This is a genomic window from Ruegeria sp. AH3 (assembly GCF_056536265.1).
The window spans coordinates 21,372-43,980 of the sequence record NZ_JBQFJL010000003.1 but is presented as its reverse complement, the minus strand read 5'-3'; the positions used below and the strand labels follow the sequence as shown (position 1 = coordinate 43,980).

Genomic DNA, 22,609 nt, shown 5'->3' with positions numbered 1-22,609 from the left:
GATACCGAATGAAGCGACGAACCTTTCTTGCGGCAACCGCCGCCGCTGTGGTTCCGGCCGTTGTCCGGGCCCACGGCCCGACCCGGCAAAAAGTAGCCCTGACCACCGAAGTTGCAGCCCCGCCGGACGAGGTCTGGGCCGCCATCGGCAATTTCGACGATATGTCCTGGCACCCGGCGGTGTTCTCGACCGAAGGAAATGGCGGCAATGCAATCGACGCCACCCGCCTGCTGACCCTTGGGCAAGAGGGCGGGCCGACCATTGCCGAGGTCCTGTATAAGTTCAGCAACGAGAAGATGAGCTATTCCTACCGGATCACCGAGGTTGCGGTCGAGGTTTTGCCGGTCACCAACTACTCGTCGCACCTGACAGTTAAACCGCGCGATGGGGGCGGGTCGATTGTCGAATGGCGCGGTGCGTTTTATCGCGGCTATCCGAACAATGATCCCCCGCCTGAACTGAACGACGAGGCCGCGATTGCCGCTGTGACCGGTGTGTATCAGGCAGGTTTGGATGCACTGGTCGAGCGCTTCGGTGCGGCGAGCTGATCGCGGGCTGATCCTGCTGATGTCCCTGCTTGCTGCTCCCGTTTCGGCCGAAACGGCCTTTGTCACCTGTCAGAATGGCGCAGAACTCAGCCGGATCGAGCTTACGGACCTGCGCGAAACCGCCCGTTGGCCCCTGCCCGGCAAACCCGCCGGTGTGGCGGTCGGCGGGGACGGAGTTGTGTTCACAGTCTCCCCCGACAGCAAACACGTGCGGCGAATTTCGGCGGAGACAGGGGAAACGATTGCTCAGATCACGCTGGATGGTGGCCCGATCGGGATCGCATTGGACCCAAAGCGCGGGCGGGTGTTTGTCACCGATTGGTACAATGCCCGCATTTGGGTTTTGGACAGCAAAACCTTGTCGGTTCAGGCCCACCTGCCAACAGGGCTGGCACCGGCGGGCATTGCGGTATCAGATGATGGGCGATTTGTGGCGTCGGCGGACAAGGATGCCAATCAGGTCTCGGTATTTGACGCCGAAACCCTGCAATCCCTGCACCACATTCCGGTTGGCACACGCCCTTTTGGACTGCGCTTTGCGCCGGACGGGCGGCTGTTTGTCGGCAATGTCGGAAGCAATGATGTCAGCGTTGTCGACCTTGATGCTGCTGCCGTCACCGCAACCGTTCCGGTCGGCGAACGCCCTTACGGCATTGCTTTCGCCCAAGGACGGGTATTTGTGACAAACCAATATGCAAATACACTCAGCGTGATTTCGCTTGAGACCCTCGAACCGCAAGCCCTGATCGACGTTGGGGAATACCCCGAAGGCATCGACGCGACCGCAGAACAGGACCTTTTGGTTGTTGCAAACTGGTTCGACAACACAGTCAGCATCGTGGACCCCGAGACTTTGACTGTGGTAGAAACTTTGGAAACCTGTGACGGCCCGCGCGCCTTCGGCAGGTTTCTGGGAGGAGGAATGCAATGAAGACTTCTCACCTAGTGGCAGCTTTGATCTGGGTGTCAGCGGCCCCGGTCATGGCGGCTAGCGAAGCCTGGGAAAACGTGCGCGCCTTGCTTTACGGTGATCGCCCCATGCAGAACGGGGACGCGTTGATCGCCATTGATGCCCCCTATCGGACCCCTGACGATGCGCGGGCGGAACTGGCCGCGCAGGTGGTTGCGCCACAGGGAACCGAAGTCGCAAAAGTGACGTTGGTGCTGGATGAAAACCCGATGCCGGTGTCTGCCGTGTTCGAACTAGAGGAACCGCTGCCCAGCTTCTATTTCGATGTGACCGTGCGGGTGAACGGGCCCACGCCCATGCATGTGATCGCGGAAATGACGGACGGACGCCTTTGGGTTTCGGAGACCTATGTCAAAACCTCGGGCCTCGGTGCATGCGCCGCGCCACCGGGAACCGACCCGAAACTGGCCCTTGAAAACCTGGGAACGATGGAGGCCGAACTGGTCGGTCGCGTTCCGGCGTTGAACACACTGACCCGGTTGTCCCAACTCGGTACGGGTCGCGCAAACAAGATGGATCTTAACATCGACCACCCGTCGCATTCCGGGATGCAGATGGATCAGATTTCGCTTCTGTTCATCCCGATGCGCTATGTGGAAACCGTGGATATCGACCTCGACGGCGCAGGTTACATTCAAATGACCGGCTCGATTTCCCTGTCCGAGAATCCAAGGGTCGGAATCTCAGTTCCCAGCCGTGCGCAAGCGGTTGATGTGACCATGACGGATACCGACGGCACGGTAAGCCATCTGCACAAGAAACTGGCGGGCTTCTAGCTTAACCGTCTCCGGTAACGGGCTGACCGGGGGCCGGTTTGACCCGTTCCATCGGGTAGTCCCAAAGCGCCCAGCCGTCGGTGCCTTCGGGGAACCAATAGACGTTGGTATATCCCCACTCGATGGCACGGCGGGCGGCGTTCCAGCTCATCCAGCAATCTTCAAGGCAGAAGAAAACAACGGCCTGTTCAGCGTTCCCTGACGTGGCCGTTTCCAGCCCGCTGCGAAAATAATCCGCCGTGACGTCGGCAATGGCACCGTAGCCCACATTGGGCAGCCAGACCGCGCCGGGAATGCTGTTGCGCGGCTTGTCGCGCCAGATCGTGCCCTTGGGCAGATTGGCGGGCTTGGGGGCCTGGGGGAGCACGTCAATGAAAGCCGCGCTCTTGTCCTGCCACAGCGCGTGCGCCTCTTCCGGACCTATGGTGATGCCGCCGGTGATCCAGTCCGGCACCGGTGCCCGGTAATGATCCGTGCGATAGTCGGGTGGCTCAGGAACGGTTTGGGCCGCCGCAGCGCTTGCGCATACCACAAACGCCACAAGGGCGCGGATCATTGCGACAGCTCCAGCACCTCGGTTCCCAGATCGTTAACCAGCGGAACACCTGCTTCGGCCAGAACCGCGTTGATCTCATCCTGATTGCGCCGGATCAGTGAATTCAGCTGCCGCTGCCACACTTTCTCGCCCTGGCGGACGCCCATGGTGATGCGGTAGAACAAACGCGGCGGCAGGTCTTCCTTGACCAGAGGGATCACCTTTAAGTCTGGATAATCCACTTTGACCAGAGGACCGCCCAAAGGACCCCACAGGATCGCGGCGTCGATCTCGCTGGATTGCAGGTCGTCCAGCATATCGATGGCGGGGCTTTCCACACGGCGGTCAACAAAAAGGTTGTAGGGCTTGGCTTTTCCGATCAGGCCATTACGCGCCATATGGGCCGCCGGCGGGGTGCCGGCCACGACGCCGATCTTCCGCCCCTGAAGCGCCGGATCGGCCAGCGTATCGACCTGGGCCAGGTCACTGTCATTGGGCACGATCAGCGCATAGGCCGAGGTATAGTAGTGATTGGTGTTCTGCACCAACTCGTGACCCTGCGCATATCCGATCACGACATCACAGCGCTTGGCGGTCAGCGTGTTGCGAATGAAACCCGTCGCTTGAGGGAACCAGACATATTGCACGGGAAGCTCCAGTTTGGCGGCAATCAACTCGGCAAGCTGGTTCTCAAATCCCGATCCATCCTCGGACGACATGGGAAAGTTGGCAGGATCTGCACAAACGCGAAAGGCTGTCTTGGAGACTAGATCAGACGTTTGCGCCAGCGCGGGCAGAGCCTGACCAAGCCAGATAACAAGCCCCGTCACAGCAAGACAGGCCTTAACCCATACACGCATCTTCATCCTCGCGGATCACGTCGGATTTCGCCTCTTTCTTCGGCGGGCGACCACGCGGGATCGCGCCCGATCCATGCGCTTTCAGGTATACATAAATGTCATCCAGAAAGCACATCACATTCGGGTTGTCGCCAAATCCCGGCATCACCGAATTTTCGGCAGCGTTCACCACTTGGCGACCGTTGGTAACGATGTCGACAAAGTCGTAATAATCCATATCCAGCGCCGACTCTTTCAAAGCGGGCGCATAGGTTGATCCCTCACCATCCGGGCCGTGACAGACATGGCATTCCGCGTGATAGCGCCGAAAGCCCGAGAATGTCATCCAGTCCACCGTTCCGTCTTCGGCGATGTTGAACGTCGGGATATCGTCTTCGGTGTAGTACCGCCCATCCTCGGAATACGAGACCGCCAGATTGTCGGCAATCGCAGTCACGGGAAGGCAGGACAAAAGAACAGATGCCAGAAGACGTACAGAGTGGTTCATGGAAAGCTCGTTTCTTTGCAGGTGAAAACCGGCGCGGTCCGTTTGGGTCGCGCCGGTCGGATCCTTGGCTTAGTTCGGCAGGGCGAACACCGTCAGCTGGCCACCCAGCGCGGTATAGTCGCTGAGCGCGGCATAGCCACCCACGGCACCCAGACCGTCATTCGGGTTGGTCAGACCAGCCGCCAGACCGATACCGGCCCAGCCACCAACACCCGACAAGATGCCGATGTACTGCTTGCCACCTTGCTCATAGGTCATCACATTGCCGATGATGCCAGAGGGTGTCTTGAACTTGTAAAGTTCTTCACCTGTTTCAGCATGAACAGCCTTCAGATACCCTTCAAGCGTGCCGTAGAACACGACGTCACCCGCAGTTGCCAGAGCACCGGACCAGACCGAGAACTGCTCGGGCAGAGACCACTTGATGCTTCCGTCGGTGTTGTCCCACGCGATGAAGTTACCCATGCCACCATGGCTATCCGGTGCCGGATACATCGCCAGAGTCGCACCCACATATGGCTGACCAGCGGTGTAGGACACACGGAACGGCTCATAGTCCATGCAGACGTGGTTGGTCGGCACGTACATCAGCTGGGTCTTCGGCGAATAGGCTGCAGGCTGTTGGTCTTTGGTGCCCAGAGCCGCCGGGCAGATACCGGTCGAGTTTACGTCCTCACCGTTCTGTTCCGTTGAATACTGGGCAACCACAGCCGGACGACCATAGGTTTCGCTGTTGGGGTCCATGTCGACGCCCGTTGTCCAGTTTACAACCGGGTCGAACTTTTCGGCCACCAGCAGTTCACCCGTGATACGGTCCATCGTGTATCCAAGACCGTTGCGGTCGAAATGGGTCAACAACTTGCGCTCGGTACCATCAATTTCCTGCTCCGTCAGGATCATTTCATTGATGCCGTCATAATCCCATTCGTCATGCGGTGTCATCTGGTAGAACCAGCGTGCCATACCGGTGTCGATATCGCGGGCCATGATGGTCATCGACCAGCGGTTGTCGCCCGGGCGCTGCGCCGGGTTCCATGTCGACGGGTTCCCGGTGCCGTAGTACATCAGGTTCTCGTCCAGATCGACCGAGTACCAGCCCCAAGTGGTGCCGCCACCGATCTTCCACTGATCGCCTTCCCAGGTATTGGTGCCCGAGTCCGCGCCGACCGGTTTACCCAGATGGGTGGTCTTTTCCGGATCGGCCAGAATGTCGGAATCCGGTCCCATGGAATAGGCGCGCCAGACTTGCTCGCCCGTGTTCATGTCATAGGCCGTAACCGACCCGCGCACACCGAACTCGCCACCCGAAATGCCGACAATGACCTTGTCCTTGACCGGCAGCACAGTGGCCGTGTTGGTTTCACCAATCGCCGGGTCGCCGTTTTGCACTTCCCAGACCACGTCACCGGATTTGGCGTCCAGCGCCACAACCTTGGTGTCCGCCTGATGCAGGAAGATCTTACCGTCCGCATAAGCCACACCGCGGTTCACGGTGTCACAGCACATCACCGGAATGACGTCCGGGTCCTGCTTGGGCTCGTACTTCCAGACGATCTTGCCCTCGTTGGCCAGATCCAGCGCGTAAACGATATTGGGGAACGGCGTGTGGACATACATCATATCGCCGATAACCAGCGGGGAACCTTCGTGCCCGCGCAGAACGCCGGTCGAGAATGTCCACGCAACCTGCAGATCACCAACATTGTCCGCAGTAATCTGATCCAGTTCCGAATAGCGCTGGTTCTTGTAGTCACCCGTCTGGATCGCCCATTGTTTCGGGTTATCCATCTGGGCAATCAGGTCGTCATTGGCATAAGCCGTGCTGGCCATGGCAATGGCAATCCCGGAGGTCCAAAGCGATAACTTTTTCATTAAATCTCCTCCCTTATGTGCAGCGATACCGCTGCAATGAAACACCTCACCCAGGTTGGACTACGGTGCCGTAGTTTGCTCACCCGGGCGGCCTCTTCTCTGGCCAAGTTCGGGGGGCGAGCGATTTCGCGTCCTACGATCCTTCGTCGGGGAAGGTCGCAAGATAGGCGATGATGTTGACCCGGTCCTCTTCCTTGCGCAGACCAGCAAATGTCATCTTGATGCCCTTGGCATAGTCACGCGGCTTGGTCAGGAACGCGTCCAGCTCCTCGGGCGACCAGACCAGACCGCCCTCGGACAGTTCGATCAGGGCGGGGGAATAGCCGAAATCCGCGACCGTGGCGGCCTGTCGGCCAACAATGCCGTTCAGCGCCGGACCGACCTTGTTTTCCGCCCCCTCGCCGACCGCATGGCAGGCCTTGCACTTGCGGAACACCTTGGCCCCTGCATCCGGGTCGCCTTCGGCGCTTGCAACAATCGGCACAATCATGAGGCAGGCCGCTGATATCACTGTTCTGAACACTACTGATCTTTCCTTGCTGTTTTCATTGGCTGAGCCGCTCGGCGTGCCATTCCACATGGTCCCGCGCAAAGCTGTTCACGAAGAAGTACGAGTGGTCATACCCCTGCTGAATTCTGATCTGTCCGGGCTGGCGCCGCTTGGCCATCATGTTGGCCAGAGCTTCGGGTTTGAGCAGGTCGAGAAACTGATCATCCGCGCCCTGATCAATCAGCAGATCGCCTTTCCAGCCGTGCTCCTCAAGAAGCAATGTCGCGTCATGCTCGACCCAGGTGTTCTCGTCGTCACCCAGATAGCTGCTGAGCTGTTTTCGCCCCCAATCCGAGCGCGTCGGGTGCGCAATCGGCGCAAATGCTGAAAGAGATCCGAATTTGTCGGCGTTCCGTATCGCGATCGTAATCGCGCCGTGGCCCCCCATGGAATGGCCTGTTATCCCATGACGATCCTGAACCGGGAAGTTCTTGACCACAATGTCGCGCAACTCGTCTACGATGTAATCATACATCCTGAAATGCGACCGCCACGGATCGCGGGTGGCGTTGACATAAAACCCTGCCCCCTGCCCCAGATCATAGGCGTCATCATCCGCGACGTTGTCGCCACGCGGAGACGTATCGGGAAACACCACAGCGACACCATAGTCCGCCGCCGCCTCCTGAAACCCGCCTTTGGTCATCGCGTTTTCATGGGTGCAGGTCAGTCCGGACAGATACCACAAAACCGGGACCGGACCGGTCCTCGATTGAGGTGGCAGATAAACTGCAAAGGTCATCTCACAATCGCAGGTTTCGGACTGGTGGGAATAGACTGTCTGCTCCCCTCCGAAACTGCGGTTTTGTGAGATGACCTTGAGATCCATGTCAGTACTCCACTACCGCCCGGATCGATTTGCCTTCGTGCATCAGATCGAACCCGTGATTGATCTCTTCAAGCTTAAGCTTGTGGGTGATCATCGGGTCGATCTCGATCTTTCCGTCCATGTACCAGTCGACGATTTTGGGCACATCGGTGCGGCCCTTTGCACCGCCAAACGCCGTTCCGCGCCACGACCGGCCCGTGACCAGCTGGAACGGGCGGGTCGAGATTTCTGCACCCGCAGGGGCCACGCCGATGATGATGCTTTCGCCCCACCCTTTGTGCGCGCATTCCAGCGCGGTCCGCATCACGCCCACATTGCCCGTTGCGTCAAAGGTGTAATCCGCGCCGCCGCCGGTCAGGTCGACCAGATGCGCCACCAAATCGCCGCTGACTTTCGACGGGTTCACGAAGTCGGTCATGCCGAAATGCGTTGCCATTTCAGCCTTGCCGTCATTCAGATCGACACCAACGATCTGATCCGCACCCGCCATGCGCAGACCCTGGATCACGTTCAGTCCTATACCGCCCAGGCCGAACACAACGCCGCGAGACCCGATCTCGACCTTGGCGGTGTTGATCACCGCGCCGATGCCGGTGGTGACGCCGCAGCCGATATAACAAATCTTGTCGAACGGGGCGTCCTTGCGGACCTTGGCCAGTGCAATCTCGGGCACCACCGTATGATTGGCAAAGGTCGAGCAGCCCATGTAGTGATGGATCGGCGTTCCATCCAGCATGCTGAATCGGGTGGTGCAATCCGGCAGCAAGCCCGCCCCCTGCGTGGCCCGCACTTTCTGGCAGAGGTTTGTTTTGGGGTTCAGGCAATACTCGCATTCACGGCATTCGGGCGTGTAAAGCGGGATCACGTGATCGCCGACTTCCAGGCTGGTGACGCCTTCGCCCACCTCCAGAACAACGCCCGCGCCCTCGTGGCCGAGGATGGCCGGAAAGATACCCTCGGGATCGTCACCGGACCGGGTGAATTCATCGGTGTGGCAAAGCCCCGTTGCCTTGACCTCGATCAGAACTTCGCCCGCCTTGGGGCCAGCAAGCTCAACCTCCATGATTTCCAAAGGCTGACCTGCCGCCAAAGCAACTGCCGCGCGCGTTCTCATATGTGTCTGTCCTCCCTTGCACCGGAATCATTCAGACACCGGGTGCTTGGTTCGAGTATGACGGCTGGCATGTCACTCAAACAATTAAGACAATGGTGTGTATTGGGTTTGGTAGACTCAGCGCGCAGGCTTCGGGCATAGTGTCCGGGGGAAGGAGACCTGCGATGTTGAACAAGCAGACCATGGCGGCCCTGGCCTTGATCGGTGTGGCGGGCCCCGGTTTTGCGGCGGACTTTTCCGACCCGACCTGGCCCTGCATTCAACGCAAGGTCGAAAACCTGTCACTGGGCCTGATGTGGCCGCATCAGATTGATGACGCGGCAACCGACCTTCAGCCCGAGATCGACGAACTGGCAGGCCTTCTGGCCTTGCGGCGCATCGAGTTGGAAGAGCTGCAGCCCAGCGTCGCAGCCTTCGCCGCGCGCCACAACGGCGATACGGATGTGCTGGGCCGGGTCTTTCAGCGGGTGTTTGACACGCTGTCCAAGCGGCGTGCCCGTATCATCGGTGGCATCGGAGAGTTCTCGCTTAAACAGATCGATCTGGCAAACAAGATCGATCTGGCCCGCGCCGATATGGATCAGGCCTTGACCGCCGATCCCCCGGACTATGACAGGGTCGATGCGCTGGAAGAGCAGTTGGACTGGGATCAGTTGATCTATTCCGACCGCCAGCGCTCGATCACCTATCTGTGCGAAACCCCGCAGATCATCGAACGCCGCCTGTTCGCCATTTCCCAGATGTTGCAGCAACTCGAGTCGGATCAGGGCTGAGCGGGATTATTCCCATTCAAGCTCGGTAAAGGCGACGGTTGCATTGCGGGGGTTATAGGCCTCGAACAACTCCCATTTTCCGGCCTCACCCTGCGCAATGGTTTCCACCGCTTCGCCAAGCCGCTGGCCGCTGTCAATCGCGGCCCGCGTGTCGGTTTCCAGCACGTCCAGATACCGCTGCATAGCTTCCCCACCCTCGGGCCATGCCAGCACCGGACCGCCATGCCCCGGCACGATCCGGGTGACTTCCATATCTGACAACTCATTCAACACACGCCGCCACCCGACCAGCCGCCCATCCAGCGCTGGCGTGTGCATGTGGAAAACCAGATCACCGGTGAACAGAATGCCCGACCCTTGATCCAACACCGTCAGATCGTTGTTGGTATGCGCAGACGGCCAGCCGCGCAGGGCCAGTTTGCGTTTCCCCAGATCAATCTCGCCGTCCCCGCTGACTGGCATATCGACCACTATCGGATCGGCACCGATGTATTGCGTAGGGCCGATCAAGGTGCTCAGGCTTTCGACATAGTTGGTTTGCCTGTCCAACAGCGCCCTTTCCAACCCGGCATGGGCCACCACTTGCGCGCCGGATCGCGCCAAAGGCGCGGTTCCAAGGACGTGATCCGGGTGCATATGGGTCAAAATTACGTGACTGACGGGTTTGTCCGTTCGCTGCCGAATGGCGCGCCAGATGGCCTCTCCCATCCAGGGGGCGGTGCCGGTGTCCACCACAGCGACACTGTCCTCACCGATGACAAATCCGATATTGGACACGTCCCCAAGATTGTCGGCATTCGGTTCTTCGATCCGACCGCGATGGACAAACAGACCGGGCGCAATCTCGTCAAATTCCAGCGAAATGCCAACGGGTTGGCAAAAGGCGTCCGCATTCTGTTCGGGATCGTCAAATGGAGGGTCCGCGGCCAGCATTTGCTCGCACGCCTCCTGAGATGAGGCTTCGTATCCCGGCAGAAGCTGATTTCGGCACAGCCCGTCTGACGCTTCCAGACACAAAATGAAAACAGCTTCAAACATTGCAATCCTCCGCCCGGAACTTTCGCACAACTCGCCGTGGAAGCCACACAGCCTTTTGTCGGCGTATATTTTATTGGGGTTTTATGGCATAATTTGCGACACCGGTTGCCGGAGGAGACAACATGGCCAGACTTATCGGACCATCAATGGTCCTTTCGCTTGCACTGTCGCTGCCTGTTTGGGCCGAACAATCCGCCAAGAATCCGCTGGTCCAAAGCGAGACCTGGCAGGATTTGCGCTACGATGTTGTCGGTGATGCCGAGCTTGGCAGTGCCGACACGTTTCTGTCCGTGAACGCGCCCTACCGCGCCCATGATGCGGCCACGGTTCCAATCCTGTTGAAACAGCTCGATCCAAACGCGCAAATCAAATCCGCGACCGTCGTGATTGATGAAAACCCAGCCCCGATTGCCGGAGTTTTCACCTTTTCCCCGGCCATGGGGGAGCTGGATTTCGAAATGCGGGTGCGCGTTGACCAGTATTCGAACATCCGCGTGATTGCCGAGACGCAAGAGGGTCTGCATATGTCGGGCCGCTTTGTAAAAGCATCTGGTGGATGTTCCGCTCCGGCCAGCCGCGACCCCGAGGTGGCGCTGGCGTCGATGGGCAAGATGAAGCTGCGCAGCTTTGGGGAACAGGCCCAAATCTCGACCCCGCGCCGCGAAGCCCAGATCATGATCCGGCATCCGAACTATTCCGGTCTGCAACGCGATCAGATCACCCAGCTGTTTATCCCGGCGCATTTCATTGATCATCTGGAGGTCTGGCAGGGCGACGAGTTGCTGTTCACCATGGAAGGCGGCATTTCCATTTCGGAAAACCCGGCCTTCCGCTTTGCGTATAACGACAACGGAACAACCACGCTGACGGTCAAGGCAACCGATACTGAAGGCAACAGTTTCCAAGCCGACCTGCCGAAATCTACGTCTAGTTAATCAGCGGGCGGGCCGGGTTCAGAAACAGACCACTTCGGCTTCAGCCTGTGCCCGGCGCAGGTCGGCCACCATCGTTTCTGCCATAACCGCGCTTTTGAAAAACGCCATGCGCTCGCCGCCAACCCGGCGCATCGACAGGACCGTTTCGGCCTGTTCGTATCTCTCATAGGGCAAAATCGACGCAATCAGATCAATCGAACACGAACACCGGTCCAGCATTTCGCGGGACTGACCATTCGTGACCATACAGGCGAACACATAATCGGCCCGCGCAGCGGTGGGATAGTCGTTCAACCGCTCCGCAACGCTTTGCGCCCCGGATACGGATGGGATCGCGGCGCAGAGCGCAGCGGCAAAAGCTGCTGGCCGCACTGTTGTGATCATTGCCGCCCCTCCTGCACCCCTTCGAACTGCATTTCCGACCGGTAAACCGTGTTGCTGCCGTCTGCGGGTTCGGTCTCGGCTACAAGTCGCAGATACCACCCCGGCACTTCCTCCGAAACAGTGACGCTAAGGACCAGATCCCCAAACCCTTGCATCCGATCCCTGTTCGGGTCCTGTGCAAAGGGGCGCATTCGAATGGTCTGGACGGGCACGGTTTTGCCGTCGACAACAGCCTCGCCTTCAACCATTTCGGCCGGTTGCACCAAGGCGTCCTTGACCCGGTTGCGAATGTAGAACGGGCTGCCACCGGCGGATTCCGCCATGTCCCGGATGGTGCTTTCATAGAACACCATGATCATTGGGTTGCCGACACTGGCCGGAAAAACCCCCATCGCACGGTGCTTTTCGTCCTGACGGAACTCCAGCTGAGCCATCTCTGTTCCGTCCTCGGTGAAACTAAGCGCGATGTCCCCGGTATCGCGCTCGGCGGCTTCGGGTTTCAGCCGGTTTGTCACAGTGCGCTGGTAAACAAGCTCTTTGTCCCGGCCGATCGTATCCAGAACACCCCCCTGAAACAGAAGATCATAGGCCTGCTCCGCCTCAACAGGTGCCGCATGGGCCGGATTGAAACTTAGGCCGACCATCGCCAGCCCGAATAAAATCATCCTCATGAGTCAATCTCCTCCCACAGTTGAGAGTATGGCCTTCAGCTGTCGTGTCATTGCCGACTTTTGTCGGTGTCCAGCGCCTGGGTCACCGCGCTGCGCTGGATTTTCCATATAATCAATGGCCGCAATCGCGACAGTTTCACCGGTTTCGTCATCACCGAGATCTCATGCCGCAGACCGGCTTTGCGCACGGCTTCGCTGCGATCTGCGGTGATCAGAATGGCGGGAACGCGCGTTTGGCTCATTTCGCGGATCTGACGGATCGCGTCCACGCCGGTTTCGCCGTCATCAAGCTGATAATCCGCCAGTATGATGTCGGGCGGCATCCCGATATCGGTGACAAACTGAATGGCTTCTTGCGGAGATCCGGCGGGCAGGACGCTGGCACCATTCTGTTCCAGCCACTGGGTTGTGCCAAAAAGAACATCGCGATCATTCTCGATGACAAGCGCGATGTAATCCAGCGGCACGTCCCCGGAGTTTGGCAGCAAATCAAGGGGCTCGCTTGCACCGCGCTCCGCCTCGACCCGGTCCATTTCGATGCTGAACACCGAACCGACGCCCGGCTTGGACCGCAGGGATAATTTGTGCCCCAACAGGCGGCAGGCCCGGTCGACCACGGACAGACCCAGACCCATGCCCGAGCCCAAAGGCACGTTGTCCGCCCGGGCGAATTCCTCGAACACGCGCGCCTGATCCTTTCGCGCGATGCCTATCCCGGTGTCCCACACCTGCAGCACGATTTTGTCACCGCGGTTGCGGCACCCCACCAAAACCCTGCCGCCAGGTTCGGTGTACTGAATGGCATTTACGACCAGATTCTGGATCGACCGCAACAGATAGACCGGGTCGGAATACACAAAGCCCGAACAAGTCACCACGTCCAGCCGGATGTTCTTGTTCTCGGCCACCAGCGACTGATCGCCCTGAATACCGGCAATGACCGACGCCAGACTGACGTTGGTTGGCGACACCGTGTCCGGATCGGCCGTTTCAAGCCGCGAGATATCGAGCAGCGAATGCAGCAGCTGCTCGGCTGATCCAAAGGCACCGTCCAGACGCTCGACCATCTCGTAAAGCTCGGTGTTGCGTGAAATTTCGGTCAGGGTCGAAATCATCAGCTTGGCGGCATTGATTGGCTGCAGAAGGTCATGGCTGGCGGCCGCCAGAAAACGGGTCTTGGACGACACCGCAGCCTCGGCGCGTTCTTTGGCGATCCGCAGCGCCTCTTCTACATTGGCCTTTTCTTCATATTCGCGGGTTAGTTTTTCATTGGCGCGGGTCAGTTCGGCGGTGCGTTCCATGACGCGGTTTTCCAGCATCTCTGTGGCGCGCGCCTCAAGCGTCACGTCCTTGAGTTCAACCAGGAACCCGCCATCCGGCAACTGGTTGGCCTGAATGTCCAGAACCCGGTCCGCCCCGTCGCGCACGCGTTTGCGCAGCCAGCCCCGGCTGTTCAGCTCAAGCTGCCACCTTGCGATCTTCAGTTGATCATCGGCTCTGATCAGCCCGCGCGCGCGCAACAAATCCAAAAGTGTCTGCACCGGCACATTGCCCTGCAGCAGCGAGCTTGGCACATTCAGAAGGTCCCGAAACCGCGCGTTGTGCATCATGATGTCGCCGTTGGCCGAAAATGTGCACACGCCCGAACTCATGTTCTGAAAAACCGCCTGAAGATAATCCTCCTGCCGGTCGATGAGGGTTTCTTTTTCGTCGCGATTTCGGCGCACAACCGACGTGATATCGGTCAGCAGAATGACCACATTCTCGGGTGAGGTATATTGCGCGCTCAGCTTGTACCAGCGGTCCCCACGCAGTTCGATCACCTCACTGGATACCATGCCGGAATGAGAATTTCGCTCCAGCGTATCCATCATGTTCGACACGCCCCGGTCCGAGGAAACAAACTGCTCGCTGTCCTTCACCAGCGAAAAGAACCGCCTTAGGCGAAGTCCCGGTCTGACAAGTTCGGACACATCCAGAAACACGGCCTGAAACAGCTCGTTACACAGGTTCAACTCACCATCGGTGAACAGGGCAAACCCTTCTTCCATCGAAGACAGGGCTTTGACCAGCGTTTTTCGCGTCTGTTCACGCTCGTACCGGGCGCTTTCCAGTTCGGTGGTTGCGCGTTCCAGATCCCGGCTTTGCTCGACCACACGTTGCTGAAGCTCGATCGCGGACTGAAAGGCGCGGAATGCAGATGGGCCCACATCCTTCTGGCGATTGGCGCGGCGCATCAGCGCATCGATGATTTTCGCCTGCTTGACGACCTGAAGTTCCAGCGGATCGTCGGGGTTCAGCATGGTCAGCTCAGTTCACGTTTCTCGGGTTTGAAAAAGGCCACACCCACGAAGGTTTGGTTCATATGTACACCGGACTGTTGCTCCCCATAGGTGTTGAATCCAACCACCCGACGGGTTTGCAACACGTCCGAGACCTGTTTGCCCAGTTGTTTTTGTTCGATTTCCAGTTTGCGCAGGACGCAATCGAACCCAAGGATGAAATCCGGTGCGTTTCCCGCGTTGTCGCGAATGTCCAACCCAGCTTCCAGCGTCTTGATGATCTCTTTGCCGCGTCCCAGTGTCATGATAAGGCCATCGTCAATGGCCGCCAGAAATGACAGGGCCTGCGCATCCGTCGCCTCGCGTATGGCGCGGACATAATAGTTCAGGTCCTGCCGCAGCAAGAGCGGGTTTTCGGCGAAAACCAGCGGTGACAGATTCGACGCCGCACACCCGACCAGCCGAGCATATTCCTGCGCCGCAGGTGCGCCGTTTATTTCATAAACCACGCGTTCGTCCGGGTCGGCATCGGTTATGATAATCTCAGACCCTATAGGCAGAAAGTGATCAAACCCAATGCCCTGGAAACTAAGGTTGGTTTCAATCAGCAGCAGGACAGCGGCATTGCTGTAAGCCCTGCCGCTGTGCAGAACAAACGTTTCTTCATATTGCAGACCGTCGCCCGCCGATCCGCCAAAAATCGGCAGGCCATCCATAACGGCCTCAAGCGTCGAGACCAGCAGGTCCTCCTGTTTTGACAGCCCGTCTGAAAACACCAGCGCCAGCCTGTTCCAGCCTGCAGTGTGCCGGAAACGCTCGGCCTGGCGTTGCGCAACAGCGGCGATTTCCGTGGAGTTCAGCGGTCTGAGTTCTTCGAACAGAATGGACGAGCAGCGGAAGTTCGATTTTGGAAAGGACAGCAGAAGCAGGGCGTTGGATTCATACCCAAGCTCGGTTATCTGCCCGGCGGTGGTGCACCCAAAACCGGCACGCCGGACAGTTTTCGGTTCAGGCTGCGCGACACCTCGAACGGGTCCAACCCGTTTGGAATAAAAGCCAGCACAAAGCAGGATTTCTGGCTGTCGATTTCCGCACATGCCTCTTCAACGGCGGCATGTGGATCCGAGGCAAGCGACCGGCCAATCGCGATGAAGTTTGGTCCCAGCTTCATGTCCCGCATTTGAGATCCTCAGTATTGCAGAAACGATTTTACCTCCGGCTGATGCCGTGTTTGCCGGGCCATGACAGAGTCGACCAGAACAGCGGCCTGCGTGCGGTTACGGACACCCAGACGGCGCAGCAATGCCGTGATATGCGCCTTGACGGTGGCTTCGGCCAGCGACAGTTCATATGCGATCTGCTTGTTCGATTTGCCAACGCAGATGAGCTTGAGAATGCGCACCTGTTGCGGCGTCAGCGTCGAAAGTTCGGGGCTTGACTGATACACCGAGCTTTCCGGCGATTTCGGTTCTTCCGCAAGGTTGTACTCTGCCGGAATGTATCTGCGACCTGCGGCAACTTCCTGAATGGCGAATTTCAGCGTCTGCGCCGAGGTGTCTTTGGGCAGAAACCCCATGGCTCCATAGTCCAGCAGAGACCGGACAAGTTCGCCCGACGCAAGCGCCGAGATCACCAGAACCGGAGCCGAGGGCCACCGGGCGCGCAACTGCTGGAACCCCGAAATTCCAGTCACATCCGGCAGCTTCAGGTCGAACATGATCAGGTCGGCTTTGAAGCCGCCGCCGAGCACCTCGAACGTCTGTTTCAGCGTGCTTGCTTTTTTGATACTGCAGTCGTCGAAACTCAGCTGCAATGCTGCAGCCAGCGCATCACTAAAAAGCGGATGATCATCCACAATTAAAACGTTGGACACCTGGTCCACCGCTTTGGGGTACCCCACCGTATGCATTATCTCTCCTCCGCTGGGAAAGGTACAGCAAATCCGGATCAGTTCAACTGTTTCAGAATGATACTGGAAAAAATGCACCAATAAACAGAACCTTGCTGTTCATCACAGTCAATTGCGCAGGAACTTCCCGGCAAACCCCTGCAAATCGGGCGCAGGAGATTTTGGATCAAAACAGCAATGGTCAAAGTCCTGCAACTGCGCAACCCGCGCCGGTGACGGCCCATCGCGTCGCAGGATTGAAGCCGCAGCCTGACGCACACCATGGGCACTTCCGTTTCTGGCACAGGCCCTGAGATCCCGCGCCAGAGGATCAAAGGCCGCAAAGCGCTGCAACGCCTGTAAACCGGTCAGCTTGTGACCAGACATGCCCACCCCCACAGCGGCTGCGAACACGATTAAAGCCAGAACAAGCGCCGGCCAACCTGGCAACCGGGCGGCGGTGGGAGCAGGAGGGGTGCCTCCGCGTTTCCACTGTTTGCGACGACACCATAGGCCACACGCTGCGCCGAGATTGTGACTTCGCGCGCCTTGCGCGCGACGGTGTCAAAGTAACTGAGTTGCAGGGGTTCCACGATGCCCGACGTGTCGTTGCCGGGCCGAATGGTCCAGCGCCAGAAGGCATAGGTCACCGGACCTTCCGGTGTCAGTTCCACCAGCCGTTTTTCCGGATGGGCAAAGATCATGGCGGAAGGCGAGCGCAGGTCGGGCATAGGGGGGACCATCTCGGGCGTCGCCCCCAGCGCCTCAATCCGGATCACACGCAGAACGCCCTCACCCGGCGACAGCTGATCCGGTGCGTTCGACCATTGGTCCGAGATTTGCAGGTTACGCACAGGAAACCACCAGTCCGCCACGACCGGCGCTTCGGCGACCTCGATGGTCAGCGGTTCGGACTGGATGTCATGTTCGAACCAGTCGTCACTTTCATCCGTCAGCGTCAGACTATGGGTGAACCGGCCAATGGTCAGTTCACCGGACCTGACCGGGTAGACCGCCATGCGCCGGGTGAAAACCTTGAAGTTTCGCCCGTTGATCCGTTCCTCGGTCCAGTGATCCGGTCCAAGCTGCGCCCAGCTGAAACCATCGAAATCCGGCTGTATCAGCTTTTCCCGCGTAATATGACGCCGATACACTCCACGAATGGTAATCAGGATCATTTCGCGTGTGAACGGCACAACGCTGCTGTCCTCGACCGTCACCTCAATCGACAGTTCCGATGGCAACACGGTTTTCGATTGCGCCAGGGCCGGAAAAGGGAAAAACAGCCAGACAAGAACCAACCACTTCATTGCGGGTCCTCCGGTTCCGGCGGTGAAAGCCCCAGTTTTCCGCGGCGTTTGTGTTCCTGCGCGATCCGGGCGGCCATAAATTCCCCCGGGACGTCGGACAATTGGTTGAGCCACCGTTCATCCGCCACCATGAACTTGTCGTCAAAGATACGCCGCACCCCAAGTCGCCCGCGACTGTCCAGTTCCGCCAGCCCGAGCATCGTGTTGGAATTGGTGACCTCGCTGCCGGTGCCTGCCGCACGCGCATCACCGCGCGCTATGAAGCTGTCCGCCTGAGGCCCGGTTTTTCGCTCGGGAAACAGGCCAAGCGCTTCGGGGTCGATCTGCAGACCTGCATAAAAGGCGGCGACAACATCGAAATTGGCCTGCGCATCCGCATCGCCCGTCACAATCGCCTGATCATAAGCCTCCAGCGCGGCGGCAATGCGACCGCCATGAACCTGAGCATTCCCGAGGTTATACAACGACCCCGCATCCTCAAAGGCCTGCGCCGCCGCATCGAATTCGCCCGCCCGGTACAAGGCCACACCCTGCCAATCCGGGTCTTCAAACAGCCGGGCGGCAACCGTATTCATCCCAAGCGCCAAGGCGACCCGGCCAAACGGGGCCGCGCCACCCAGTGCAATCGCAAAGGCAATAAGGGCCGCACTGAAGACCGCGAGCCACTTCATGCCCGTTCCCTCCAGAACAGCAGCAGCATCGGGAACAGCGCGAGGAACAGCAGATACCGCCCCAGATCGTGCCAGAAGAGCACGGGGAAATCCGACTTCTCGAGCCGTGTCGCAGCGTCTTCCGACAACCACCCCCCCAGATCATCGGTCTGATCCAATGTGAAAACCGCGCCGCTGCCGACGCTGGCATGGGTCTGAATCTGCGCAGAGGGCTCCTCTAGCGAAACCACGGACACTCTGACACCGCGATCAGCCAGCGCTGCGGCGGCCTGCAGCGAAGCCAACCCCAGACCTTCGCCATCGGTGAACAGAACCACATCACCGGCCAGAATACCGGCCTCATCCATCCGTTGCGCAGCCAATGCCAGCGCGCGTTCGGGACGCGAGCCTTTGTCCGGCACGGTATCGGCATCAATCAGAGAAAAGGTCTGGCCCAATTGCCGGTGATCGGTTGTCATGTCGGTCGCGACATAGGCGTCGCCGGCAAAAACGATGATCCCGCCGGGCCGTGACTCCAGCGCACTGACGCCAAATCGCCCCATGGTCAGCATTTGCGGCCAGCCGGCGTTGCCTGACACACTTGCCGACGCATCGACCAGAAACAAAACCCCGTCCAGGTTTCGATAGGTCTCGGCGCCGCGCCGTTCGACCGCCGGGCTGGTCAGGGCAATCACGCAGAGCCCGGCAACCGAAAGCTGCGCCATCCGCGTCAGGGGCATGGACGCCCCTTCGATCCGGCCAATAACCGCCATCGCCTGCATCAACGCGGCGTCAGCGACCTTGTCCCACGTGCCAAATCCACGGGCGCTTGACAGCACCCACCAGGCCAGGCCCGCGACAACCGGAACAGCGAGCATCCAATATGGTCTGAGCAGACTGAAATCCGTTTCCGTCATCCCGACTGCCTCCACGCTGCCAAAAGCGCCAAGGCTGCGGCCAGCGCGGCGGGCCAGGTCCAGTAGTCTCGATAGACCTCGGCGGTCAGGCCCGCGCTGTCGGTGGCTTCCAGTCGATCCAGCGCCTGTGTGACCTCAATCAGATCATCGGTGGTTTTGACGCGAAAGCTTTCTCCGCCCGACACCTGCGCAATGGCGCGCAAGGTTGCCGCGTCGACAACGCCCCGCTCACCTACTGCAGCGCTTTCCAGATCTTTCGGCCCCAAGGCAATGGTGTGGACACGCACCCCCATCCCGGCGGCCAGTTCCGCGACACCGCGCGGATTGGTGGCACCGGCATTGTTCACGCCGTCCGACAGCAGAATGACGACCCGAGATGCCGCCTGACTGTCTGCCAGCCGTTTCAACGCCAGTCCAAGACCGTCCGAGATGTTCGTCGCCCGCCCCGAAATGCCAATGCTGGCTGCTTCGATCCGGTTGGCCACAGCTTCGGTATCGAAGGTGAACGGGGTGGCGAAATACGCCTCGGACCCAAAGACAATCAGCGCGACCCGGTCCCCTGCCCGACGTCTGGCGAAATCGGCACCCACAGTCGTGACCGCCTCAAGCCGTGTGATCTGACGGTCATCCAAAAAAAAATCGTCCCGCACCATTGATCCGGACAGATCCAGAACAATCGCAAGATCACGGCCCGAGACTTTCAGCGCGCTCACCGGTGTCAGTTCACGCGGGCCGGATAGCCCAAAAACCAGCAGGACCCAGATGGCCCACAATACCGCCTGATCTGCGAACCTGTGCCTGCCGGGATCATCGCCTGCGTTTGCAGCATCAAGCATCGCGCCGATACGTTCGGGAACCGGGAAGCCGCGATCCAGCATGGGCCGCGAGTTGAGAACACGCGCGATCAGCAACGGGGCAGGCAGTAGAAGCAACACCCAAGGATCGGCAAGCTCAAACACAGCGCGCCACCTCATCCTTCAAGGTTGCTAGACTTGGCCCGCCGTCCGGGCGATAGAGACCCTCTGAGAGTTCCGAATATCGTTGGGGGTTCTGCTCGCGAAGCTGGTGCAGCAGCGCCACCCTGAGCCGGTCTTCCGACCAGCCTGTGACGTCTTCAACCTCGCGGCCCACCCGGGTCGCGGGCCGCCGGGTGCTTAACACCCGCAACACAAATACGACGCAGATGGCAGTAAGGGCCGACAGGCCCATGACCACCGCATAGTCCGCCCAAACGCCACCTGCGGCTTCCGCAGGCAAACGTATGTCCCGCAGGCTGGCCAGCATTGTGCTGTCGGACATCACCGTTTCGCTCATGCGGCAATCCTTTCCGAAAACGCAATCGCAATGCGTTGACCGGTCTCTTCCACCGGATCGCTTGCGTTCAGAACAAGCGCCTGATGGGTGCCGATGTTCTGATACAGCAGATCACCCCCGGTTTCGGTTCCGGTCAGATAGACGCGTTTCTGTCGCCCGTCGGGCAGGCGCATGGGATACCAGCCGCGCGGCATGTCATGGGTCTTGCTTTCGGTGATCAGAATAAGCCGCAGGCTGCGCCGATGGGCGATCCGGTCCAGCCGATCCGCCAAAGCGGCATCCGGCGTATCAAAGCCCGAGGCGATAATGACCTCTGACCCGGATCGGGTCAGGCGTTCCACACCTTCCAGCGCCTGTTCCAGTGATCGCGCGTCATCCCGAGCGCTTTGTAGCGCTGTCAGGCTGCGCCCATGGGCCTGCACCAGTCCGCCGATCACATCCAGCATGCCGCGCGTTCTGCCGCGCGGCGGAATGATGACCGGCGCCCCGGCCGTAATGGCCAACAGACCAACGCGCCCGCCGCTTTCAATCAGGTGCCAGCCGATCAGAACCAGCGCCTCGGCGGCGGCAACAGATAGAAAGGCCCGCCGTAACCCCCAGAACATCGGCGCCCGAAAATCGGCCACCAGCAGTGAGACCCGGTCGCGTTCTTCCTGAAACTGGCGCACATGCAGCCGCCCGGTGCGCGCGGTTGTGCCCCGGTCCAGATGGCGGATGTCGTCACCGGCCACGTATTCCCGCGCATCTGCCACCTCAACGCCCTGCCCGCGCTTTCGCGTCAGGAACCCTCCGGGCAAGGCAACCACAGGCGGATCGGCCTGGGTCGTCAAAGCCACGCGCCGCAATGCGATCAATGCGTCCGAGGTCAAAGTCACACCGGCATGAGACAGAACGGCGGTCACAACGGTTCGACCGTGTTCAGAATATCCGCAACCAATCCGCGCGGCTTGCGACCATCCGCAACCGCGCGCCAGGTCAGAACCATCCGATGGGCCAGCGCGTCAGGGGCCACTGCCGTCACGTCCTCGGGCAAGGCAAAGTCACGGCCGCGCAGATAGGCGCGCGCCCGTGCCGCCGACGCCAGCGCCAGCGAGCCGCGCGGCGAGACCGCATGTTCTATGTGTTCGGCCAGTGGCCCCTGGCGTGTTGCGGATACAAGGCGCACGATGTAGTCGCGCAATTCCGGGGCCACGTGCACCGCGCGCGCCTCGGCCCGTGCGGCCCGCAATTCCTCAAGCGTCATGCGCTGCACGCCGGGCGGGCCGTCCTGCGTTTCGGAGATGACCAGATCAAGTATCTGCCGCTCGGTCTCCACATCCGGAAGCGACAGGACCACATGCAGCAGGAACCTGTCCAACTGCGCCTCGGGCAAGGGAAAAGTCCCATCATGTTCGATCGGGTTCTGGGTGGCTATGACCAGAAACGGATCGGGCAAAGCGTGGGTTTCATTCCCGACGGTCACCTGATGTTCTGCCATCGACTCCAGCAAAGCGGACTGGACCTTGGGCGGGGCCCGGTTGATCTCATCGACCAGCACCAGAGTGTGAAAAACCGGCCCGGGAACAAATTCGAACCGGCCCTCCTGCGGCTGATAGACCGGCGTCCCGGTCACGTCGGATGGCATCAGGTCGGGTGTGCATTGTATGCGGGCAAAGCTGCCTTCGACAGCGTTCGCCAACCATTTGACAGCGCGGGTCTTGGCCAGACCGGGTGCGCCCTCGACCAACAGGTGGCCCCCTTCGAGCAGCGCAATTAGCAGGCTTTCGACCAGATGCGCGTGCCCGACAAGCCCTTGCGACAGATACCCCGATACCCCCGCAATCGCGCGCGGCGGGTTTTCAGGCCGTGTGTCCATATGACCTCCCCTGGGTTCCGATGGTACTGGACCCAAATACAGGCTAACCGG

At 59.6% G+C, this 22,609-nt stretch carries 26 protein-coding genes; 5 read left to right on the top strand and 21 right to left on the bottom strand.

Annotation, left to right across the window (positions count from 1 at the left end):
• Positions 1 to 8 precede the first annotated feature (8 nt).
• From ACR3EM_RS21535 to ACR3EM_RS21525, 3 genes are read left to right on the top strand one after another with little or no spacing between them, the layout of a single operon-like run.
• Positions 9 to 548 carry an SRPBCC family protein gene (locus ACR3EM_RS21535; protein ID WP_480473013.1) on the top strand — a complete coding sequence of 180 codons (540 nt, stop codon included), beginning with the start codon at positions 9 to 11 and terminating at the stop codon, positions 546 to 548.
• Positions 514 to 1,479, top strand: a complete 966-nt coding sequence (locus ACR3EM_RS21530) for a YncE family protein (protein ID WP_480473011.1) — start codon at positions 514 to 516, stop codon at positions 1,477 to 1,479. The genes ACR3EM_RS21535 and ACR3EM_RS21530 overlap by 35 nt, the downstream gene beginning before the upstream one ends.
• The gene (locus ACR3EM_RS21525; RefSeq protein ID WP_480473009.1) at positions 1,476 to 2,294 is read left to right on the top strand and encodes a quinoprotein dehydrogenase-associated SoxYZ-like carrier; all 819 of its coding nucleotides are present in this window, start codon (positions 1,476 to 1,478) and stop codon (positions 2,292 to 2,294) included. The genes ACR3EM_RS21530 and ACR3EM_RS21525 overlap by 4 nt, the downstream gene beginning before the upstream one ends.
• A 1-nt stretch (position 2,295) precedes the next feature.
• Here the strand turns inward: ACR3EM_RS21525 and ACR3EM_RS21520 are convergent, their stop codons facing one another.
• The 7 genes from ACR3EM_RS21520 to ACR3EM_RS21490 all read right to left on the bottom strand — a co-directional run bounded on the left by ACR3EM_RS21520 (position 2,296) and on the right by ACR3EM_RS21490 (position 8,541).
• Positions 2,296 to 2,850 (bottom strand): PQQ-dependent catabolism-associated CXXCW motif protein, encoded by a 555-nt coding sequence (locus ACR3EM_RS21520; protein WP_480473007.1) that lies wholly within the window; start codon positions 2,848 to 2,850, stop codon positions 2,296 to 2,298.
• Complete coding sequence (locus ACR3EM_RS21515) at positions 2,847 to 3,689, bottom strand: substrate-binding domain-containing protein (protein WP_480473005.1); 843 nt, start codon at positions 3,687 to 3,689, stop codon at positions 2,847 to 2,849. Before ACR3EM_RS21515 ends, ACR3EM_RS21520 begins: the two co-directional genes overlap by 4 nt.
• Complete coding sequence (locus ACR3EM_RS21510; protein ID WP_480473003.1) at positions 3,673 to 4,176, bottom strand: c-type cytochrome, methanol metabolism-related; 504 nt, start codon at positions 4,174 to 4,176, stop codon at positions 3,673 to 3,675. The genes ACR3EM_RS21515 and ACR3EM_RS21510 overlap by 17 nt, the downstream gene beginning before the upstream one ends.
• A gap of 69 nt (positions 4,177 to 4,245) precedes the next feature.
• Complete coding sequence (gene xoxF5 / locus ACR3EM_RS21505; protein WP_480473001.1) at positions 4,246 to 6,048, bottom strand: lanthanide-dependent methanol dehydrogenase XoxF5; 1,803 nt, start codon at positions 6,046 to 6,048, stop codon at positions 4,246 to 4,248.
• A 133-nt stretch (positions 6,049 to 6,181) separates the two neighbouring features.
• Complete coding sequence (locus ACR3EM_RS21500; protein ID WP_480472999.1) at positions 6,182 to 6,538, bottom strand: c-type cytochrome; 357 nt, start codon at positions 6,536 to 6,538, stop codon at positions 6,182 to 6,184.
• A gap of 55 nt (positions 6,539 to 6,593) precedes the next feature.
• Positions 6,594 to 7,427: an S-formylglutathione hydrolase gene (fghA, locus tag ACR3EM_RS21495; RefSeq protein WP_480472997.1), complete on the bottom strand. Its 834-nt coding sequence runs from the start codon at positions 7,425 to 7,427 to the stop codon at positions 6,594 to 6,596.
• Between the two features lies 1 nt (position 7,428).
• The gene (locus ACR3EM_RS21490; protein ID WP_480472995.1) at positions 7,429 to 8,541 is read right to left on the bottom strand and encodes an S-(hydroxymethyl)glutathione dehydrogenase/class III alcohol dehydrogenase; all 1,113 of its coding nucleotides are present in this window, start codon (positions 8,539 to 8,541) and stop codon (positions 7,429 to 7,431) included.
• A gap of 164 nt (positions 8,542 to 8,705) precedes the next feature.
• Here ACR3EM_RS21490 and ACR3EM_RS21485 point away from each other — a divergent pair, with 164 nt between their 5' ends.
• A complete protein-coding gene (locus ACR3EM_RS21485) occupies positions 8,706 to 9,314 on the top strand; it encodes a hypothetical protein (RefSeq protein ID WP_480472993.1) in 609 nt (202 codons plus the stop codon).
• A 6-nt stretch (positions 9,315 to 9,320) separates the two neighbouring features.
• On the opposite strand, the gene ACR3EM_RS21480 is transcribed toward ACR3EM_RS21485, so the two are convergent.
• Complete coding sequence (locus ACR3EM_RS21480) at positions 9,321 to 10,352, bottom strand: quinoprotein relay system zinc metallohydrolase 2 (protein ID WP_480472991.1); 1,032 nt, start codon at positions 10,350 to 10,352, stop codon at positions 9,321 to 9,323.
• 122 nt (positions 10,353 to 10,474) lie between these two features.
• Here ACR3EM_RS21480 and ACR3EM_RS21475 point away from each other — a divergent pair, with 122 nt between their 5' ends.
• Entirely contained in the window at positions 10,475 to 11,287 is an 813-nt protein-coding gene (locus tag ACR3EM_RS21475) for a quinoprotein dehydrogenase-associated SoxYZ-like carrier (RefSeq protein WP_480472989.1), read from the top strand.
• A gap of 18 nt (positions 11,288 to 11,305) precedes the next feature.
• On the opposite strand, the gene ACR3EM_RS21470 is transcribed toward ACR3EM_RS21475, so the two are convergent.
• The 13 genes from ACR3EM_RS21470 to ACR3EM_RS21410 all read right to left on the bottom strand — a co-directional run bounded on the left by ACR3EM_RS21470 (position 11,306) and on the right by ACR3EM_RS21410 (position 22,558).
• Entirely contained in the window at positions 11,306 to 11,671 is a 366-nt protein-coding gene (locus ACR3EM_RS21470) for a hypothetical protein (protein WP_480472987.1), read from the bottom strand.
• On the bottom strand, positions 11,668 to 12,342 hold the full coding sequence (locus tag ACR3EM_RS21465) for a hypothetical protein (RefSeq protein WP_480472985.1): 675 nt from the start codon (positions 12,340 to 12,342) through the stop codon (positions 11,668 to 11,670). The genes ACR3EM_RS21470 and ACR3EM_RS21465 overlap by 4 nt, the downstream gene beginning before the upstream one ends.
• Positions 12,343 to 12,389: 47 nt before the next feature.
• Positions 12,390 to 14,645, bottom strand: coding sequence for an ATP-binding response regulator (locus ACR3EM_RS21460; RefSeq protein ID WP_480472983.1), 2,256 nt, complete (start codon positions 14,643 to 14,645; stop codon positions 12,390 to 12,392).
• 2 nt (positions 14,646 to 14,647) lie between these two features.
• Positions 14,648 to 15,721 carry an FIST N-terminal domain-containing protein gene (locus tag ACR3EM_RS21455; RefSeq protein ID WP_480472981.1) on the bottom strand — a complete coding sequence of 358 codons (1,074 nt, stop codon included), beginning with the start codon at positions 15,719 to 15,721 and terminating at the stop codon, positions 14,648 to 14,650.
• A 92-nt stretch (positions 15,722 to 15,813) separates the two neighbouring features.
• On the bottom strand, positions 15,814 to 16,497 hold the full coding sequence (locus ACR3EM_RS21450; protein ID WP_480472979.1) for a response regulator: 684 nt from the start codon (positions 16,495 to 16,497) through the stop codon (positions 15,814 to 15,816).
• Positions 16,498 to 16,641: 144 nt separating this feature from the next.
• Positions 16,642 to 16,926, bottom strand: a complete 285-nt coding sequence (locus ACR3EM_RS21445) for a hypothetical protein (protein WP_480472977.1) — start codon at positions 16,924 to 16,926, stop codon at positions 16,642 to 16,644.
• A gap of 2 nt (positions 16,927 to 16,928) precedes the next feature.
• A complete protein-coding gene (locus tag ACR3EM_RS21440; protein WP_480472975.1) occupies positions 16,929 to 17,822 on the bottom strand; it encodes a hypothetical protein in 894 nt (297 codons plus the stop codon).
• On the bottom strand, positions 17,819 to 18,493 hold the full coding sequence (locus ACR3EM_RS21435) for a hypothetical protein (RefSeq protein ID WP_480472973.1): 675 nt from the start codon (positions 18,491 to 18,493) through the stop codon (positions 17,819 to 17,821). Before ACR3EM_RS21435 ends, ACR3EM_RS21440 begins: the two co-directional genes overlap by 4 nt.
• On the bottom strand, positions 18,490 to 19,389 hold the full coding sequence (locus ACR3EM_RS21430) for a VWA domain-containing protein (RefSeq protein WP_480472971.1): 900 nt from the start codon (positions 19,387 to 19,389) through the stop codon (positions 18,490 to 18,492). The genes ACR3EM_RS21435 and ACR3EM_RS21430 overlap by 4 nt, the downstream gene beginning before the upstream one ends.
• The gene (locus ACR3EM_RS21425) at positions 19,386 to 20,348 is read right to left on the bottom strand and encodes a VWA domain-containing protein (RefSeq protein WP_480472969.1); all 963 of its coding nucleotides are present in this window, start codon (positions 20,346 to 20,348) and stop codon (positions 19,386 to 19,388) included. The genes ACR3EM_RS21430 and ACR3EM_RS21425 overlap by 4 nt, the downstream gene beginning before the upstream one ends.
• The gene (locus tag ACR3EM_RS21420) at positions 20,341 to 20,703 is read right to left on the bottom strand and encodes a hypothetical protein (RefSeq protein WP_480472967.1); all 363 of its coding nucleotides are present in this window, start codon (positions 20,701 to 20,703) and stop codon (positions 20,341 to 20,343) included. The genes ACR3EM_RS21425 and ACR3EM_RS21420 overlap by 8 nt, the downstream gene beginning before the upstream one ends.
• Complete coding sequence (locus tag ACR3EM_RS21415) at positions 20,700 to 21,605, bottom strand: DUF58 domain-containing protein (protein ID WP_480472965.1); 906 nt, start codon at positions 21,603 to 21,605, stop codon at positions 20,700 to 20,702. The genes ACR3EM_RS21420 and ACR3EM_RS21415 overlap by 4 nt, the downstream gene beginning before the upstream one ends.
• On the bottom strand, positions 21,602 to 22,558 hold the full coding sequence (locus tag ACR3EM_RS21410) for an AAA family ATPase (RefSeq protein WP_480472963.1): 957 nt from the start codon (positions 22,556 to 22,558) through the stop codon (positions 21,602 to 21,604). Before ACR3EM_RS21410 ends, ACR3EM_RS21415 begins: the two co-directional genes overlap by 4 nt.
• Positions 22,559 to 22,609 lie beyond the last annotated feature (51 nt).